The sequence below is a fragment of the Sporolactobacillus sp. Y61 genome (assembly GCF_040529185.1).
Lineage (GTDB): Bacteria > Bacillota > Bacilli > Bacillales > Sporolactobacillaceae > Sporolactobacillus.
In genome coordinates this window covers 12,607-29,941 of sequence record NZ_CP159510.1, presented here as the reverse complement: position 1 = coordinate 29,941, position 17,335 = coordinate 12,607, and the positions used below count along the sequence as shown (strand labels likewise).

18 protein-coding genes and 1 pseudogene are annotated in these 17,335 nt (G+C 47.4%); 12 read left to right on the top strand and 7 right to left on the bottom strand.

The genetic code is table 11. The features are described 5' to 3' along the window. Nucleotides 1-26: 26 nt before the first annotated feature. Nucleotides 27-1,948: pseudogene (locus tag ABNN70_RS00165) on the bottom strand (FAD-dependent oxidoreductase). A gap of 256 nt (nt 1,949-2,204) precedes the next feature. Here ABNN70_RS00165 and pplA point away from each other — a divergent pair. From pplA to ABNN70_RS00125, 8 genes are all read left to right on the top strand, one after another. Further along, nucleotides 2,205-3,110, top strand: a complete 906-nt coding sequence (pplA, locus tag ABNN70_RS00160; protein WP_353948340.1) for an extracellular electron transfer flavoprotein PplA — start codon at nt 2,205-2,207, stop codon at nt 3,108-3,110. Nucleotides 3,111-3,204: 94 nt separating this feature from the next. After that, nucleotides 3,205-4,257, top strand: a complete 1,053-nt coding sequence (locus ABNN70_RS00155) for an FAD:protein FMN transferase (protein ID WP_129929473.1) — start codon at nt 3,205-3,207, stop codon at nt 4,255-4,257. Between the two features lie 27 nt (nt 4,258-4,284). Beyond that, entirely contained in the window at nt 4,285-5,223 is a 939-nt protein-coding gene (gene menA / locus ABNN70_RS00150; protein ID WP_353948339.1) for a 1,4-dihydroxy-2-naphthoate polyprenyltransferase, read from the top strand. Nucleotides 5,224-5,246: 23 nt separating this feature from the next. Then, on the top strand, nt 5,247-6,185 hold the full coding sequence (gene menA, locus ABNN70_RS00145; RefSeq protein ID WP_353948338.1) for a 1,4-dihydroxy-2-naphthoate polyprenyltransferase: 939 nt from the start codon (nt 5,247-5,249) through the stop codon (nt 6,183-6,185). Between the two features lie 18 nt (nt 6,186-6,203). Further along, the gene (locus ABNN70_RS00140) at nt 6,204-7,010 is read left to right on the top strand and encodes an energy-coupling factor transporter ATPase (RefSeq protein ID WP_129929470.1); all 807 of its coding nucleotides are present in this window, start codon (nt 6,204-6,206) and stop codon (nt 7,008-7,010) included. Then, a complete protein-coding gene (locus ABNN70_RS00135) occupies nt 7,001-7,240 on the top strand; it encodes an ABC transporter ATP-binding protein (RefSeq protein ID WP_353948337.1) in 240 nt (79 codons plus the stop codon). Before ABNN70_RS00140 ends, ABNN70_RS00135 begins: the two co-directional genes overlap by 10 nt. After that, nucleotides 7,138-7,857: an ATP-binding cassette domain-containing protein gene (locus ABNN70_RS00130; RefSeq protein ID WP_353949459.1), complete on the top strand. Its 720-nt coding sequence runs from the start codon at nt 7,138-7,140 to the stop codon at nt 7,855-7,857. Before ABNN70_RS00135 ends, ABNN70_RS00130 begins: the two co-directional genes overlap by 103 nt. Next, on the top strand, nt 7,854-8,669 hold the full coding sequence (locus ABNN70_RS00125) for an energy-coupling factor transporter transmembrane component T (protein ID WP_353948336.1): 816 nt from the start codon (nt 7,854-7,856) through the stop codon (nt 8,667-8,669). The genes ABNN70_RS00130 and ABNN70_RS00125 overlap by 4 nt, the downstream gene beginning before the upstream one ends. 43 nt (nt 8,670-8,712) lie before the next feature. Here the strand turns inward: ABNN70_RS00125 and ABNN70_RS00120 are convergent, their stop codons facing one another. Further along, a complete protein-coding gene (locus tag ABNN70_RS00120; RefSeq protein WP_240697302.1) occupies nt 8,713-9,582 on the bottom strand; it encodes an aldo/keto reductase in 870 nt (289 codons plus the stop codon). Nucleotides 9,583-9,872: 290 nt separating this feature from the next. Between ABNN70_RS00120 and ABNN70_RS00115 the strand changes: the two genes are divergently transcribed. After that, the gene (locus ABNN70_RS00115) at nt 9,873-10,655 is read left to right on the top strand and encodes a C39 family peptidase (protein WP_353948335.1); all 783 of its coding nucleotides are present in this window, start codon (nt 9,873-9,875) and stop codon (nt 10,653-10,655) included. Nucleotides 10,656-10,661: 6 nt separating this feature from the next. Here ABNN70_RS00115 and ABNN70_RS00110 read toward each other — a convergent pair whose 3' ends face one another. Then, complete coding sequence (locus tag ABNN70_RS00110; RefSeq protein ID WP_353948334.1) at nt 10,662-10,961, bottom strand: hypothetical protein; 300 nt, start codon at nt 10,959-10,961, stop codon at nt 10,662-10,664. Nucleotides 10,962-11,253: 292 nt separating this feature from the next. Between ABNN70_RS00110 and ABNN70_RS00105 the strand changes: the two genes are divergently transcribed. Continuing rightward, on the top strand, nt 11,254-12,228 hold the full coding sequence (locus ABNN70_RS00105; protein ID WP_353948333.1) for a polymer-forming cytoskeletal protein: 975 nt from the start codon (nt 11,254-11,256) through the stop codon (nt 12,226-12,228). A gap of 112 nt (nt 12,229-12,340) precedes the next feature. Here the strand turns inward: ABNN70_RS00105 and ABNN70_RS00100 are convergent, their stop codons facing one another. Beyond that, nucleotides 12,341-12,937, bottom strand: coding sequence for an isochorismatase family cysteine hydrolase (locus ABNN70_RS00100; RefSeq protein WP_353948332.1), 597 nt, complete (start codon nt 12,935-12,937; stop codon nt 12,341-12,343). A 437-nt stretch (nt 12,938-13,374) separates the two neighbouring features. On the opposite strand from ABNN70_RS00100, the gene ABNN70_RS00095 reads away from it, so the two are divergent. Next, complete coding sequence (locus tag ABNN70_RS00095; RefSeq protein ID WP_353948331.1) at nt 13,375-14,475, top strand: zinc-dependent alcohol dehydrogenase family protein; 1,101 nt, start codon at nt 13,375-13,377, stop codon at nt 14,473-14,475. A 723-nt stretch (nt 14,476-15,198) separates the two neighbouring features. Here ABNN70_RS00095 and ABNN70_RS00090 read toward each other — a convergent pair. From ABNN70_RS00090 to ABNN70_RS00080, 3 genes are read right to left on the bottom strand one after another with little or no spacing between them, the layout of a single operon-like run. Beyond that, nucleotides 15,199-15,573, bottom strand: a complete 375-nt coding sequence (locus ABNN70_RS00090) for a transporter (RefSeq protein WP_353948330.1) — start codon at nt 15,571-15,573, stop codon at nt 15,199-15,201. Between the two features lie 17 nt (nt 15,574-15,590). Then, a complete protein-coding gene (locus tag ABNN70_RS00085) occupies nt 15,591-16,160 on the bottom strand; it encodes a DUF4352 domain-containing protein (protein WP_129929458.1) in 570 nt (189 codons plus the stop codon). 23 nt (nt 16,161-16,183) lie between these two features. Next, nucleotides 16,184-16,411: a hypothetical protein gene (locus tag ABNN70_RS00080; RefSeq protein ID WP_129929457.1), complete on the bottom strand. Its 228-nt coding sequence runs from the start codon at nt 16,409-16,411 to the stop codon at nt 16,184-16,186. 287 nt (nt 16,412-16,698) lie between these two features. On the opposite strand from ABNN70_RS00080, the gene ABNN70_RS00075 reads away from it, so the two are divergent. Next, on the top strand, nt 16,699-17,331 hold the full coding sequence (locus ABNN70_RS00075; RefSeq protein ID WP_240697298.1) for a YdaS family helix-turn-helix protein: 633 nt from the start codon (nt 16,699-16,701) through the stop codon (nt 17,329-17,331). The last annotated feature ends 4 nt before the right edge of the window (nt 17,332-17,335 follow it).

The following is a 17,335-nucleotide window of genomic DNA, read 5'->3' as shown; positions in this document are numbered from 1 at the left end:
TCTGCCCGTCCTTTCTGATTTCTGTTTTACATGCCACGTGAAGTGGTGTCCGTATGGCTGCCGGTGTTCTGATCAGGCCCGTACACGGATTGCGACTTCCCGTACCACAGGCGTCCGAAGAACTTCTGCAGAAGGGGACAACCCAGTAATCAAGGCCAATCGTCCGCCCGGAACCGTTCATCAGGGCAATGGATGCCGGAAGAGCCCAGAATTTATCCCAACCCATCATCGCACTGAGAATGAAGACGACAAGGAATCCGGCACTTGCCGCGCTGCAGATCCAGGTCAGAAGCCCGGCCAGAATAGCCAGCCCGATGCCCAGTTCGATAAACAGCATCATCTTCTGCATGAAAATCGCGACATCTGCGTTCGGAAGCAAGATCTTCATGATCCATTCAAACCATCCCGGCATTTTACTGAAAATCGGCGCAGCCCACTGTGTTGCTGCATCACTGCTACTTCCGGCAGCCTGACTGGCTCCGGTTGTCGTGGTCTGCAGCCAGTCGAAGGGCATTTTCACCGTATCACTGGTCAGCCAGGAATCTTTGCCGATCCCGTTAAACAGCAGATGGACTTTCGACCAGCTGGATGTTGCCTCTTTCCATGTTGCCTCTCCCCAGATTTTCGCAAAGGCTTCGGTCAGCCAGAAACCGCCGACAACGACGCGCAGCGGGACACTCCAGAGAACGTTTCCGTAACGCGCGGACCAGTTACGGAAAATGTTCCGTTTATATTTCGTATGGAAAAATTCATGCATAATGTAATGGAACATATAGTAGCCGCTGTGGATGCAGAGAAAGTAATACAGGTTCACCACATGTTTCATAAAATTGGCGAACCAGCTGCTCAGGCGCCAGCCCATGAGATTGGCGACACCGAAGCGCGCACCGATGGAAACCATGACGCCATGGTACTTACCGTGATAGGCCGTTTTCTCACCGCCGTTTATTGAGGCGATAATGTTTTTCGCTGCGGTACCGCCGGTCTGTTCAGCGGCTTCGACAATCTGCGGTACCGGTTTACCGCCTTCCTCATGGTAAGCGAGGTCGCCGACAACGTAAATGTTCTCCATCCCTTCAGCTTCCAAATACGGGTTAACTTTCAGCCGGCCGGCTTTGGCGGAAGCCAGGCCGAAGGGTTTAACATCAGAGTTGGCCCGGACGCCGGCTGTCCAGATCAGCGTATAGGTTGGAATTTCTTCGCCCGATTTAAGCACGATCCGGTCAGCTTCGACTTTGACGATCGGTGAACTTGTCAGGATTCTGATTCCTTTTTTCACCATATAATGTTCTGCTTTTCCGGCATCTTTTCGGTCAAGCATATTCAAAATGGTTGGCACCGCTTCAACAAGAATAAGCGAAATGTCGCTTTCATCCAGTTTATTGATGGCGGCCAGTTCCCTTTTCCATTCAAGGAGTTCGCCGATCATTTCCACGCCGGTAAAACCGGAACCACAGACAGCAAACGTCAGCATGGCTTTTCGTTTGGCTTCATCGTGAACTGTGGCGGCCTTTCTGACTGTTTCTTCAATATGCCGGCGAAGTTTGACGGCATCTTCCCAGGACAGGAGTGTAAACCCGTGTTCCTTCACACCGGGTGTACCAAAATCATTCGGCTCGCCGCCTATACCGAGAATCAGATAATCATAAGGATAGGCGCCGTGGTCAGTAATCACCGTCTTCCTGTCACGGTCCAGCTGCCGGACTGAATCGGTTACCAGCCGGACTTTAGACTTTCTGAACAGTTTTCTCAGATCAAACTGGATGGCATCAGGCTCTACCCGATGTGCAGCAACTTCATGCAGTTCGGTCATCATTGTATGGTAGGAGTGGCGATCAATCAGTGTGATGGTAACAGAATCATCTTTTTTGAACGCTTTGGCCAGTTTTTTGGTGGCGTGTACACCGGCATAGCCTGCTCCGATGATCACAATGTTTTTGTTACTCATTCGTTTTCCCCCCAGGCTGTTATAAATCAATGAATGAATTTATGAAGAAGAACATGATAGAATTTGTGAAGCAAATATCATTCTATCAATTTTTATTTTAACCTTGCAGGTGAAAAGTGTCTATATAATCAAGAAGAAAACGTTTCAATTTTTTTACATTGTTCACAGTTTGTTTATAGTCATAAAGGACTGCCCAGTGTTATGATACAGATGTGAATTAGTTCACACATACTATAGAGAGGGAGTACAAGAGATCATGAAGATGAAAAAACTGGCACTCACGGGAACACTCTTATTTACAATGATCCTCGCTTCCTGCGGTTCAAATGAAAACGCTGACACAGGAAACACGGAAAAAGCAGCAGGAAATTCCGAAACCAGTACGCCTCAGCTGGTTACCGGAGCAGCTTATCAGGACGGCACTTATTCATTAAATGAAAAAGATTTTGATAAGCACGGGTGGAAAGCCCAATTTAAGATGACCGTAAAAGACGGTAAGATTACAAAATCCGATTATGACTACGTGAATAAGGATGGCGCATTGAAATCGGAAGACAAAAACTATGAGAAAGCGATGAAAGCCAAGTCAGGGACCGGTCCGAAAGAATATATCCCTGAGCTGAACAAATCACTGGTTGACAGCCAGAGCGCGCAGCAGGTTGAAGCTGTATCCGGTGCGACCGAGTCTTCAGGCAATTTTATGAATTATGCACAGCAGCTGACTCAGGCCGCGCAAAAGGGAGATACAACGCCTATTCAGGTGGATGCCCAGGGAACGCTGAAAGACGGTGAATACAAGCTGTCGGAAAAGAATCTTGGACCCACCGGCTGGAAGACTTATATCAATATGACGGTCAAGGGTGGCAAGATCACGAAAGTGGATTACAACTTCCTTGATAAAAACAACAAACTGAAATCTGAAGATAAGGCATACGAAAAGAAAATGAAAGCACAATCCGGTACCGGGCCTCAGGAGTATATACCGGAGCTGAGTCAGTCACTGAAGGAAAAACAAAATGCCGGTGAAGTGGATGTTGTGACCGGTGCGACGCATTCCAGCCATGCTTTTAAAATCTATGCGGCGCAGCTGATCAACGCGGCTCAGAAGGGTGACACCACGCCGATTGTCGTGGATAATCAGGTTTTTAAAGAAGAGAAGTAATACCCGGCTCAAGACAGGAGGCTTTAGAGCGTGCACACTCTAAAGCCTTTATTTATCCCGCAAAACAGATCACCGCGCAGAAAGGCTGAACATCATGAAAAAGGTATGTACCGTATTACTTATTCTCATGCTTCTTATAACAGCCGGCTGCTCCTCAGAGGAGAAGCCGGCTACGCCGAAAATATCCGATAATCCATCAAGTAAAACCGAGTTTCTGATGGGGACCGTCGTCACAGTAAAAATATATGACGAGGGAAAAGGAAAAGTGCTTGACCCTGTTTTTAAGCGGATCAGAGTGCTCGCAGATACCACAACGGCCGAAGAAAATGAAAAGCAATCAGAAATCAGTGAAATCAACAGAAATGCCGGGGTGAAACCGGTCCGGGTTTCCGAAGATATCCTGGATATGCTGAAAATCGGCAGACATTTCAGCGATCAGTCTGGAGGGAAATTTGACTTGTCGATCGGTCCGCTGTCGCGGCTCTGGCATATCGGTTTTCCCGATGCGCGTAAACCGAAACAGAGTGAAATTGACCGGGTTCTGCCGCTGATTGATTACAAAAAAGTCGTGGTGAACGAGAAGAAACATACGGTCTTCCTGAAGGGCAAGGGGATGAAGCTTGACCTCGGTGCGATTGCCAAGGGTTATATTACAGATCAGGCAGTCGCCGTACTGAAGGCTCACGGCGTACATTCGGCGATCGTTGACCTTGGAGGCAATATCTTTGTCCTCGGGGACAGTCCGAGGGGAGGAGAATGGACGGTCGGCATCCAGAATCCCTTTTCGCCGCGCGGAGAAATCGTTGGTAAAATCAGGGAATCCGATAAAACCATCATAACGTCCGGTATTTATGAACGTTATCTTAAAGTCGGCGGAAAAACCTATCATCATCTACTGAACCCGGATACCGGCTATCCGTTAAATAATGATATTGCCGGCGTCTCTGTTGTGACGGGCCGTTCCGTGAACGGAGACGCGCTGTCGACGACGCTGTTCGCCGAGGGTGTTCAGGCCGGGATCAGAAACGCCGAAAAAATGAAAGACGTCGAAGCCATTTTTGTCACGCGGGATAAAAAGATTTATATCACGTCCGGTCTGAAGAAAAATTTTGAACTGACAGATACATCTTTTGAACTGGCAGATTGATGAAATCTTAGATAAGAGGTGGAAAAATTGTCACTGTACGCCTTTCTGAAACTGGTGGAAATTAAGACGAAACTGGCAAGTCTGTTTCCGCTGATCGTCGGCCTGCTGTTTGTCACTTATCGCTACAACACATTTAAGCCGCTCAACACATTGATTTTTTTCGGCTCCATGGTGCTTTTTGATATGGCGACAACGGCGATCAACAACTACATGGATTATCGCAAGGCGACGAGTGAGGAGTACCGGCGAAGAGAAAATATTATCGGTCAGGAACGGATCCCCGAGTGGCTGGTCGTCCTGACCATTCTCACGCTCGTGACTTCGGCGACTGCACTGGGCATTTGGCTTGTTGTACGAACGGATCTCATCGTGCTTCTGGCCGGAATGCTCTGCTTTGCGATCGGTATTCTGTATTCATTCGGTCCCATTCCTATTTCCAGAATGCCGCTTGGTGAAATCTTTTCCGGGATTACTATGGGGTTCGGTATTCTGTTTCTGGCCGTTTATGTCAATGCCTTTGATCAGGGGATTGCCAATCTGGTCTGGGAGGGGGCCATCGTGACTCTGCGTGTAGATCTGATTCAGTTTATTGACATCATCCTGGTTTCTCTGCCCTGTATTTTTACCATTTCCAATATCATGCTGGCCAATAATATCTGCGATCTGGATGACGACATCAGGAATCATCGGTTTACCCTGCCCTATTATATCGGCAGACGGTACGCGATCTGGCTCTTCAATGGTCTCTATCTGGCTTCCTTTGTCGCCATACTGGCCTGCGTTCTGCTGAAGATTCTTCCACTCATTATGCTGCTCGTGCTGCCTGTTGTTTTGCCGGTCTATCGACTCGTGAAGAAATTTAATCAGAAACAGGTGAAATCACAGACTTTTAATGTGGCTGTGAAAAATCTCGTTCTGGTGAATGGGACCATCGCTGTTTTACTGATGATCGCTGTGTTCTTCTGAAGAAAAATCCGGGAGGTGTAAGGATGTCTTTGCGTACGTTCCTGGAACTGGTGCAGATCCAGACGAAACTGACCTGCCTTTTCCCGTTTATTGCCGGATGTCTGCTTGCATTTTATCGTTTCGGGACATTCCGACCGATCAATACACTGATTTTCATTACCGCTTTACTCGTCTTTGTCATGACCACAACAGCTATTAATAATTATATGGATTTTCGAAAGGCCACTTCAGACGATTACCGCAGGCGCAAAAACATTATCGGTCAGGCAGGGGTCCCGGAATGGCAGATCGTTGCCATCATTCTTATCATGTTTTCGATTGCAACGGGACTTGGCATCTGGCTTGCCTTCCGGACGGATCTTGTTCTGCTTCTTCTCGGCGCAGCTGCTTTTGCCATTGGTATTCTCTATTCCTTTGGACCGATTCCGCTTTCCAGAATGCCGCTCGGAGAAATTTTTTCGGGCGTGACGGAAGGGTTCATCAATCTTTTTCTGGCCGTTTATATCAACGCCTATGATCAGGGCATTGTCAATCTGATCTGGCAGGACCGGCTGATTCAGGTCCGCATGGACATTGTGCTAATATTAGAAATGATCCTGGTTTCCCTTCCGTTCGTCTTCACGATTGCCAACATTATGCTGGCGAACAATATCTGCGACTTGGAAGAAGACATCAGTAATCACCGCTATACGCTGCCGTATTATATTGGTAAACGCCATGCGATTCAGCTGTATAATGGGCTGTACGCCGCTTCATTTGCAGCGATTGTCGTCTGCATCGTCCTGCGTATCCTGCCGGCGATCCTTTTGCTCACACTGCTGATGGCTGTGCCGGTGTACAGGCTCTGCCGCAGATTCAGCCGGGTGCAGCTCAAATCGAAGACGTTTATCGTATCTGTGAAAAGTCTCGCGCTGGTTAACGGGACGCTGACCATGCTGCTTTTCATCGCAGTGATCCTTTAAAAGGAGTTTTTTAATCAGATGGCAATCATTGAGGTCAGGAATGTTTCTTTTAAATATGACAGGAGGGAGAAAGCGAATACCCTGTCTTCTGTTTCCTTTGATGTCCATCAGGGAGAATGGCTGTCGGTTATCGGCAATAACGGCGCCGGAAAATCGACTCTGGCCCGCCTTTTGGTCGGTCTGCTTAAGCCTTCCTGTGGAACGATCCGGATCAAAGGTGTCGTACTCAATGAAGAAAATAAATGGGAGATCAGAAGGCATGCAGGGATTGTTTTTCAGAATCCTGATAATCAGTTTATCGGCGCAACGGTTCAGGATGATGTGGCTTTCGGACTGGAAAACATCAATATGCCTGTTAAAGAGATGAGAGTCAGGGTGGAGGAAGCGCTGAAATCCGTCGGTTTGTCACAACTGAAGGAAGCCGACCCATCCCGCCTGTCCGGCGGTCAGAAACAGCGCGTGGCGATTGCGGGTGTTCTGGCGCTGAAACCGGACATTCTGATTCTGGATGAATCGCTTGTGATGCTCGACCCGGCGAGCAGACGTGAGATGCTCCGCACACTGCAGAAGCTCCGCGCGGGCGGGCGGCTGACCATACTTTCGATTACACACGATATGAATGAAGCGGCGAAAAGTGACCGCATTCTGGTTCTGAAAAACGGCCGGCTGGTCAACGACGGCACACCACGACAGATTTTCAGCACAGAAATGGAGATGGAAGCCCCGTTCAGTGAGAGACTGAGGAGGCTGCTGCTGAAAAACGGCCGCCGGGCGCCCAGGCATTATATGACGGAAAATGAAATGGTTCAATGGTTATGCAAATAAAACTGGAACACATTACAGCTGATTATATACTGGGGCCGATCCACAGCCCGAAGGTTCTGAATGACGTCAGTCTGACGCTTCCTTCGGGGTCATTTACAGCTGTGGTCGGTCCGACAGGCGCGGGTAAATCGAGCCTGCTGAAGGTGATCGACGGTATTTTGATGCCCGGGTCCGGAAGGGTACACGTCGGATCGTTCACTTTTCCCGGGATAATGACAGACAAACACTGAAAGAAATCCGTAAAAGGGTCGGCCTCGTCTTTCAGTTTCCGGAATCACAGATTTTTGCTGAGACAGTGGAGAAAGATATTTGTTTCGGTCCGATGAATTTTGGTGCCCGGCTGCCCGAGGCGAAAAAAATTGCGGAGAAAGCAATCCGCCAGGTCGGACTGGATCCGGTTCTTCTGAGAAAATCACCGTTTTCCCTGTCCGGCGGTCAGAGGAGACGGGTTGCGCTGGCCGGCGTACTGGCGACGGAGCCGGATATCCTCCTGCTGGATGAACCGGCGGCGGGGCTTGATCCGCACGGGCAAAGGGAGATTCTGTCGCTGATTTCCAGGTGGAATCATGAGCAGGGGATGACCGTTGTGCTTGTCACTCATGATATGGAAAGTGTGGCCCGTGATGCGGATGCTGTGGTAGTTATGGAAAAGGGAGAAGTGGTCTTTCACGGTGATGTACGCGCGCTGTTTTCACGAACGGAACAACTTGCGGCCTGGCATCTCGATCTGCCGGATGCAAGAAGATTTCAGCTGGAACTGGAACAGCGTGCCGGAATCAAGCTGCCGCGCGTCTGTCTGACTGCAGATGAACTGACCGATGCACTGATCGAGGTGGGACGGGTATGAATAAACTCATCCTTGGCCGGTACTTTCCCGGCGCCTCGCGGATCCATCATCTGGATCCGCGTGCGAAACTGATCTCGGGCCTGGCATTTGTCTTCATCACCTTTCTGGCGACCAACATTCAGGGCCTCCTGCTGCTGTGGACTTTTACATTTCTTGTCATGTTTCTGTCCGGGACAGGCTTCCGGACGTACCTGCGCGGTGTCCGCCCGCTGATCTGGCTGATTCTGTTTACGGTTGCCCTTCAGATCCTGTTTACGGCAGGAGGAGACATCTATGTAGACTGGGGGCCGTTCACCATATCGGAGTTCGGTCTCATTAACGCAATCTATATCTTTTCCCGGTTTGTCACCATCATTTTCGTAACGACGGTTGTGACCTTAACAACCAAACCGGTTGACCTGACAGATGGGATTAACTTTCTGATGCGTCCGCTGCGTTTCATTCATGTTCCTGTCGAAGAATTATCAATGATGCTGACGATCGCCCTGCGATTCGTGCCTGACTTGCTCGATGAAACGCAGAAAATTATGGATGCCCAGCGTGCACGCGGTGCCGTGTTTGGTGAGGGATCCATTTTCCGGCAGATGAAGGCACTTGTCCCCGTATTTCTGCCGATTTTCTCAAATTCGCTGAACCGCGGGGAGGAACTGGCTGATATCATGGAGGTTCGCGGTTACCGCGCCGAATGCAAAAGATCTTCTTATCGGGCTCTGAAATGGAAAATGAAAGACACGGTCTGCCTGCTGGTGATCGTACTCCTCGCCGCAGGATTCATTTGCCTGAATCTGATATACGGTTCATTTCATCTATAAAAAACGGGCAGATCCGTTAACCGGATCTGCCCGTTTCAGCCACTTACGGTAATTTATTCCCTGCAGCCATATAAATTTCATACCATTCCTCACGTGTCAGATGAATGTCTGCGCCTTTCGCCGACGCCTTGACGCGATCGGGATTTGTTGTGCCGAGAATGACCTGCATTTCTGCCGGATGACGGAGTATCCATGCGACAGCGACAGCATTATTCGTCACATCGTATTTCCTGGCAATTTCATCAATTTTCTTATTCAGTTCGGGAAACTTCGGATTATTAAGGAAGACACCTTCAAAGAACCCGTACTGGAACGGTGACCAGGCCTGGATCGTGACACCATTCAGGCGGCAGTAATCAAGAATGCTGCCATCGCGGACATTAGAGGCATCTACGGTCATATTGACGTTGATTCCGGCATCAACCATGCCTGTCGCCATGATGCTGAATTGCAGCTGATTGACTTCAAGAGGTTGTCTGACCGTCTTTTTCAGAAGTTCCATCTGCATCGGATTCTGGTTGCTGACTCCGAAATGCAGCACTTTTCCCTGCTGATGCAGGGTATCAAATGCCTCAGCAACCTCTTCAGGCTCCATCAGCGCGTCTGGCCGGTGAAGTAGAAGATAGTCAAGATGATCGGTCTGAAGGCGCTTCAGACTGGCATTGACCGTCTCAAGCAGATGATCTTTTGAAAAATTATAAATAGTATATTCCGGTCCGTGAACAATCCCGCACTTGGTCTGCAGGGTGATCTTGTCTCTCAGGTCCGGATGTGCTGCCAGCACCTTACCAAATTTGGCTTCACATGCTCCATTGTTATAACAGTCAGCATGATCAAAAAAAGTCACACCATTTTCCAGATCTGTCCGAATCAGCCGCTCAACGGCCTCATCTGACATGTCGGCAATTCTCATACAGCCCTGAACTACGGCAGATCTTTGTTTCTTTTCCGGTCCGATAGCGATTTGCTTCAACAGTATCCCTCCAGAAAAAGTATATTTTGGTTGAACATGGGTAAACTCTCCCTACATCATCTTATAACCCTGAGGGCATAAATAAAAGCAATTCATATCGCAACCCCTTACATGTCAAAGCCTGTTCACAATTTCTGGTTTCACCCATGACCTGATCTGCAATTTTCAGTGAAGTGAAGTGTATAATGATAAAAAGTGTCTGAAATTTGAAAGGAGAAGCGGATCGTTAATTGAAAAAGACTGCATACGTTTATACGATCGTTTTGGCCGTCGCGGCCCTCCTGCTGATCACGATCATTATCGTGCCCCACGTTGACGCAGATCATCCGGTGAGCCTTGCGGAAAACAGTGCAGTACCCTCTACTGAGGCTCCCCGGTCAGTTGACCGGAACACACTTCTGATTAAGGATAAAGTTCCCCGGAAACCGGTCCCGGTCACTAAGAAAATAATGAATTTCCCTGTGATCTCCCAGATGCCGGAGCTTGCCCGCGGCTGTGAGGTCACGGTACTGGCCATGCTGATTCAGTCAAGCGGGAAAGCGGTAGATAAAATGACCCTTGCCGATCAGATTGAAAAGGTTCCTTTTCGTGATGGCGTGTATCGCGGAAACCCGAATAAAGGATTTGTCGGTAACATCGAGACGTTTGATGAATCGGGATATGCGGTTTATCATGGCCCTGTTTATAATCTGGCACGTCAATATATGGATGCAGTTGATCTGACCGGACGGCCCTGGTTGGACGTTGAAAAAAAGATTGTGGCAGGAAAACCGGTATGGGTCATCGTAACAAGCACATTCCGACCTCTGCCGGAAGAAGAATGGGAAACCTGGCAGACAAAGGACGGGCCTGTGAAAATAACCTATCGCGAGCATGCCGTTCTTGTTACCGGTTTTGATCCAGACTCTGTCTACGTCAACGATCCTCTGGATGGAAAGAAAAACAAGAAGCTTGACAGGAAAGCGTTCATACAGGGATGGGAACAGTTTGGCGGGCAGGCGATTACGTATTAATCGATTTCACAAAATAAGCCATGCGATCAGGACAAACAGCAGCCAATACGGGAACCAGAGCATGGCCTGTATCGCGACAATAAGTCCCGCCTTCCAGTCCCGTGGCCGGCCTCTGGAAACCTGGTTCATAAACAGCATGTAGACGACAGCCGCGAGGATAGCCACCCAGAGATAGCCCCGGGATACGGCATCGGTTGAAATATGAAGGCGTTCAGCTGCCAGATCAGGGCGGAAGATCATAAAGGTGAGCACGAACAGGAGAAAACCGTACAGCATGCTGAAGAGATGAATTTTCACGAATTTCATGATTCGTAACCTCCAGGAAACTCATTATTTTAATAATGAGAGGAAGGAATGAGCTTCAAATTAAGAACGCAGCGGCAAGCCTGTTCACTTTAGCGGCAGGTAGTTGATAGAAACACCTCCGCCCCCCATTATAGCAGACCCTTTCTTAAAACCGCACGGATTTCACAATATAAAACGTCATAAATTATACAAATCAGAGTGTAAATATGTAAACGCATACATGATAAAATAGGAGTGTGACGTGAAAGAGATCACATATAGATAGGATACTGAACTTTAGGGGGATTTACTGATGAAGGCTAAATTCAGGCTGTTGGTTATTTCCGTCCTGGCTGTTGCCATGCTGACCGCAATGACCGCCTGCGGAAACGGAAACGGCTCAGGGGACAGCGAAAAATCATCAGGGTCATCCGCCGATGCTGTGACAACGGCTTCAATCGTCAATGATGCGGATGCTCTTGTAAAAGCTTTAAGTAAGGATGGGACCTGGATCGTTGCGACACTGGGTGATCTGAAGGTGGATCAGGATATTGTTGTAGAAGGTGAATTCCACGATAAGGGTGATGCGTCGAAAGAGATATACCGTAAACTTGCACTGTACACCCAGGATGAAAATCATAAGATTACCGAATCATTCAAACTGACCGCACCGAAAATGACCGTAAAGAGTGAAAACTTCAAAATTCAGGGTGGGACCTTTGTCGGCGATGTTTATGTTGAAGCTAAGGGATTCACGCTTGACAAGTCGGCAACTGTCGATGGCAATATCATCTATACCAGTGATGAATTCAAAAACGCGGCCACTGTTGACGGAAAAGTCACCGGAAAAACCTCTGTGGACGCTGTGACAAGTGCGTCGATTGTCAACGATGCGGACGCTCTTGTAAATGGTTTAAGCAAAGACGGGACCTGGATGGTTGCCACACTGGGTAACATCACGGTTGACAAAGATATTGTCGTTGAAGGTGAATTCCATGACAAGAATGATCCATCTGCCGATATCTATCGTAAGCTGGCGCTGTATACTCAGGATGAAAATCGGAAAATCACCGATTCGTTTACTCTGACTGCGCCGAAACTGATTGTAAAAAGTGAGAATTTCAGATTACAGGGTGGAACATTTAAAGGTGATGTGTACGTAGAAGCGAACGGATTTAACGTGCATAAAACAGCAAAAATAGACGGAAACGTGTATTACGCAAATGACGCCATCCAGAAATCAGCTAAAATTGAAGGGGAAGTTTCAGGAAATCAGGAAGTAAAATAAGATTTACACAAATACAGGGAGGGGACAACGTGTCCCCTCCCTGTTTGAGTTGACAAGAGAAACAGCTCTGAGTATTGGCAGATCATGCAAATCACTCAGAGCTGAAGTTTTATTAATTGAACAGCTTATAGACTTCTTTGACCGGAACCACCTGACTTCTTCCAAAACGAAGTACCTCAAGACCGAGCTTTTTCCGTTCAGGACTGAAGGAAGCCGTCGTCTCAATGGGCACAATACAGTTATAGTTCAGCGAGAAAGCAGAACTGCAGGTTTCCAGGACACAGACATCCGTCGCGGCCCCGACAAGAATCAGGTTGACAATGTGATGTGCTTTCAGCAGCTGATCGAGGTCTGTCTCGAAAAACCCGTCCCAGCGATGCTTTACAACCAGCTTTTCACCCTTCCGCGGGGCAAGAGGCGGGATAATAGCTGCATCTGCGGAACCCCTGGCAAAATGCCTGTATTTTTTCACCTCGAAACGTTTCGCAAGCATCGGCCAGTTGCTGAAATCTTCTTCGTATTCCGTTTTAATATTTACAACCAGCATCCCGTTTTCGTTAAAAAAATCCTTCAGCCTGATAATCGGGGTCACGATATCTTCCTGCCTGGACACATCGACATGCAGCATCTGCACGAGTGAACCGTCTGGCGCACCACCGCCGTATTGCATATCAATCACGAGTAAGGCCGTTTCTGCTTTAGATAACATAAGACTATCCTCCCGGGATCTTTAAATTGTGAACCCATTAACATCTATCCATAATTTTATCATTTATGCGCTTACACAGAGCCGCTGTGTTGTGTCTCCTTTGTGAAGGGTCAGGAGAAGAAAGTGCCCCCTGCTACGGTTGTATGACCTGCTGGCTTTTGCCCCTTTATTGCGTCAGGTCACTTTGGGGCTGTACCGGATTTCAGAAATGTTGATATATTGAATAGGGCCGACGCAAGTAAACAAAAATAGATTCTAATTGGGGAAGTTCACTACACTGAAATGAGAGTTTGCCTGGAGAGAAAAGGAACTGTGTATTTCTGAATGTACGTATAAAGGGACTCAAGTTGTTAGCGTTTACATCATATATCTCCTGTGCTAGTATACAAGTGTGACAAATGTCACAACTATATAACAATCAAGGAGATGCATGATTTATGAAAGCTGCCGTTCTTACAGCTTTTAAAAAACCTCTGTCGCTTGAAAAGGTTCCTGATCCTGAACTGACTTCTGACGGGGTGATCGTCAAATTAAAGGCCACAGGTGTCTGCCGTAGCGACTGGCACGGCTGGATGGGCGAATGGACTGGTTTTATTGCGCCACTTCCGCATATCCTGGGTCACGAAATGAGTGGGTACGTGGAAGAAGTCGGTAAAGATGTTCATAATTTTAAAAAAGGTGATCGTGTCATTGTTCCATTCACTCAGGGCGATGGGACATGCCCGCATTGTCTTGCTGGTCATTCCAATGTCTGCGACCATCAAATTATGCCCGGTTTTACCTATAATGGTGGTTTTGCTGAATATGTCCGGATTCCTAAAGCAGATTACAATTTGGTTGCACTCCCGGAAGGCGTCGATTTTACTGATGCCAGTGCCATGGGTTGCCGTTATATGACTGCCTTTCATGGTGTGACGACACGAGGAAAAGTGCGCGGCGGTGAATGGGTTGTCGTGTACGGAGCCGGTGGCGTAGGATTATCAGCTATTCAGATTGCGACAGCCTACGGTGCCAATGTCATCGCCGTAGACATTGACGATAAAAAGCTCAAATTTGCGAAAAAACTGGGTGCCGTAGCCACAATCAACAGTAAAAAAGAAAAAGCACCTGAAGCCGTTATGGAACTGACAAAGGGCGGTGCCGATGTCTCAGTTGATGCATTAGGTATTCAGGAAACCATGCTTAATGCCATCCGCAGCCTCAACAAGAAGGGCAGACATGTCCAAATCGGGATGACCTCTTTTAAAAACGAAGGGATGCTGAATATTCCACTGAATGAAATTGTCGACCGTGAAATTCAGTTCTCTGGCTCGTTCGGTATGCCGATTTCCGAATATCCGAGAATGCTTCAGATGGTTGAAAAGCAGCGTCTCCACCCAGGAAAACTGGTTACAGCCAAAATTTCACTTGGCAATGTTGATACCGTCTTCAACGACATGAGTAAATATGCAGGCATAGGCGTCTCAGTTGTCACAGATTTTAGTTTGGATAAAAAGAAAAAATATACGACTAATTTAGTAGCGTCCCAAGCCAGCTAAACAGGTCGCACAGCAATAGTGTTTTTTTGAGAAAGGCCGAAATTCGGTCTTTCTTTTTTATTTTGGTAAATGAAAGGGGTTACCCCTCCAAACCAAGGGTATATGATAATAGAGAACCTGTCAACAGGATGGATTATAGAACTTTTTGCGATGTTGCTTTTTTTCATCACGTCAATCTAAGCGGTGCAACTTTTCCGGATTATCTCTTGGCCGGGTAAATCTTCTTCAACATATTGTGATCCCTTTCAAAGCCGCCACAGGCCATCTCCCATCTTGCAAGAGTTTTCATCTCACTTACTTGTCCTAAGATGTTTTGTCCTGAGAGCAGAAAGTAAAATAAGCGGATATTTTCCGGTTAGGGCAGAACGGCACGCTTTTCGGAGGGTATATAAGCGGAAGTTTTCCGCTTATGCCAGGCAACAAGCTCCATTTTCCCGGTTTCTGAGTCAATAGGCGGAATCTCTCCGTCTATCTTAGCTATTCTTAAATTTAATGACTAACGTAAGCGGAATTTTTCCGTCTATGCATCTGATCAGGCGCTTAACCGGATCCCCAACCGATAAGAGTATCCCAGATTACTTTCCTTGTTTACGTCGTTGTCTTTGTTATGACCAAAGCTGCAGAAACTACCGCACGATCATTCCGAAGAACACGCGGGCCGTCCCACCGCATGAAACGGAAAACGGGTATACGACAAAAAGCCCTGCACACAGGGCTTTTGCTTTATTTGCTTAGACTGTCGGATGAATCCACATTTTTTTGTAACAGGGTAAAAATAGCCGCCAGGATCGCCAGGACAAATGCCGGGAGAGCGAGAAACATGGTGATCAGAAAACAGCCCATGCCGACAATTCCGAGCACGTGGCCGACAATAGAGATGCCGGCTTTTTTTGATTTCACTAAGGCAATGATATGCAAGATCAGCGTAATTCCGGCACAAACGTAGAAGAAGGTACCGACTCCTCCGGTTGCCTGCGTTCCTGTCGCTGCGTCTCCTACTGCCGCAAAGAAGACGGCAAACCAGGAAATCATGATCAGGAAGGCCATAATGATATCAGCAATTCCTGTAAAGATATTTAACTTTAACTTCTTTTTCAATGCAGTTCCCCCCAGAATTAGAATGCCATATCAACGGTGTAGTTTTTCTCTGTAAACATTTCGTCCCCGGCTAAAACACTGAATTTGAATGAGCCTTTCGTAAATTTCTCAGCCTGGTCTTCTTTTAACGGAAAAACCACGTAACCGGATACAGTTGCTCCATTGGCAATTTCTCCATCTTTGAAGGCATCATCAATATTCACGTCGGCGCCAACGAGTCCTTCAATTTGCGTCCCATCAGCAAGTACGACATGTCCCTGAGAGGGGTAAGTGGATGCCGCATCCGGTGCCTTGTTCGATACGCTCATGTGGACAAGCAGCGCATATTTCACTTGATCAAATTCATTGTCAACCAGATTGAGATCGGTCACATCCCTGATCTCGGCTGAATCTACTTTTGTCGTTTGCTGCGCAGAAGTGTTGGAAAAATTGAGCTTCGCCTGCTTATGGATTTTTTCTTTCGGGGCTTTACTGCTGGAAGCCGCACTGGAATCTGATGAGCTGCTTCCAACCGATACATCCTCAGTGCATGCACTCAGTGAAAAAACAAGAATAAATGCCAGTGGCAGAAACCATAACTTCTTCATAAAAACGCCTCCAATGTCATAATTTATCGATACATTAACGTATAACCGGTTAACTCAAGTGCCATTTTCATGCCTTTCAGTTGCTCTGTTAACACAATCCGTTTTGCTTCATCAAGCGCCAGTTTTGATTCTTTCAAACGTTCAATCTCCTCGTCCATGTGCTCAATCGTTTTCAGTATGTTCACCTTTGACTGGGCGGTAAGCCCTTTTTTTGTCTGCACATATGGAACGGGAACCAGGGTCAGCTGCATGAACATCCCTCCATTTTTCGCGTCCCGGTGTCCCCTGGTCAGGAAGCGGCAACCCGTTGAGCAAGGTTTAACGCCTATTGAGACCATGAATCAGAAAAAAGTCATGCCGGCGATATTGAGACTTCTTCCTGTTTTGACCATAATAGAGTTAGTAACCATGCTTGTATATCACAGGGCAACTGGCTGGTTTTGGGATCCGGGAGGCAGTTGTGAAATACATCGTGTGGCTCACAACACAAAAATAGCAGAAAATATTGACTCAGTCAATAAGCGGATTTAAAATATTATTGACCGAGACAATTGGTAATGCCCGAACGGGTGGTGATGAATTGATCGGTTTGGAGTATGTTCTTGGGCTCTACAACATGCAGCAGCTTGAACTGGCCGACCGGCTGGGGATTAAGAAACAAAATATTAATCTGTGGCTGAAAGGCAAACAGAATATCCCGAAGAAGTATTTGCCAACTCTGGAGCAGCTTTTTCATATCAATCGGGACTACTTCTCAAAAGAGCTGACTGAAATTGATAAACTTGAGATTCAGAAGGAAAAGCTGAAGGCAGAACTGAAGCCGATCATTGAACGCCATGAGCAGGTACTCAGTCGCAGTGCACAGAAGCTGGAGTCTGTCCCAGTCTATGACAGGGAAGAAATCAACAGGATTGAACGAAGTATTGAGAAGGAGCAACTGATTGAGCGATTCAAAGCCTCCCTGGAACAGGTGGATAAACATCCCTACATGGATACCTACCGGATTATGATGGCCTTGCTGGAGAAGGCCGGATCAGAAATCATTTTACAAAAAACCATTCAGGGTCTGGCCCATTACCTGAACGTTCTGCCCGGTGATATTACAACCGGACCGGAACAGGAAGAATTCGAAGCCGCATTGTTTGAAGTGCTTGATGATTACAATTTCTGAGGAG

Excerpts from the sequence above, each read along its gene's own strand:
- pplA (WP_353948340.1), top strand. The coding sequence starts at position 2,205 with ATGAAGATGAAAAAACTGGCACTCACGGGAACACTCTTATTTACAATG.
- ABNN70_RS00095 (WP_353948331.1), top strand. The coding sequence starts at position 13,375 with ATGAAAGCTGCCGTTCTTACAGCTTTTAAAAAACCTCTGTCGCTTGAA.
- ABNN70_RS00085 (WP_129929458.1), bottom strand. The coding sequence starts at position 16,160 with ATGAAGAAGTTATGGTTTCTGCCACTGGCATTTATTCTTGTTTTTTCA.
- ABNN70_RS00125 (WP_353948336.1), top strand. The coding sequence starts at position 7,854 with ATGAATAAACTCATCCTTGGCCGGTACTTTCCCGGCGCCTCGCGGATC.
- ABNN70_RS00100 (WP_353948332.1), bottom strand. The coding sequence starts at position 12,937 with ATGTTATCTAAAGCAGAAACGGCCTTACTCGTGATTGATATGCAATAC.
- menA (WP_353948338.1), top strand. The coding sequence starts at position 5,247 with ATGTCTTTGCGTACGTTCCTGGAACTGGTGCAGATCCAGACGAAACTG.
- ABNN70_RS00110 (WP_353948334.1), bottom strand. The coding sequence starts at position 10,961 with ATGAAATTCGTGAAAATTCATCTCTTCAGCATGCTGTACGGTTTTCTC.
- ABNN70_RS00140 (WP_129929470.1), top strand. The coding sequence starts at position 6,204 with ATGGCAATCATTGAGGTCAGGAATGTTTCTTTTAAATATGACAGGAGG.
- ABNN70_RS00135 (WP_353948337.1), top strand. The coding sequence starts at position 7,001 with ATGCAAATAAAACTGGAACACATTACAGCTGATTATATACTGGGGCCG.
- ABNN70_RS00155 (WP_129929473.1), top strand. The coding sequence starts at position 3,205 with ATGAAAAAGGTATGTACCGTATTACTTATTCTCATGCTTCTTATAACA.
- ABNN70_RS00105 (WP_353948333.1), top strand. The coding sequence starts at position 11,254 with ATGAAGGCTAAATTCAGGCTGTTGGTTATTTCCGTCCTGGCTGTTGCC.
- ABNN70_RS00080 (WP_129929457.1), bottom strand. The coding sequence starts at position 16,411 with ATGCAGCTGACCCTGGTTCCCGTTCCATATGTGCAGACAAAAAAAGGG.
- ABNN70_RS00120 (WP_240697302.1), bottom strand. The coding sequence starts at position 9,582 with ATGAGAATTGCCGACATGTCAGATGAGGCCGTTGAGCGGCTGATTCGG.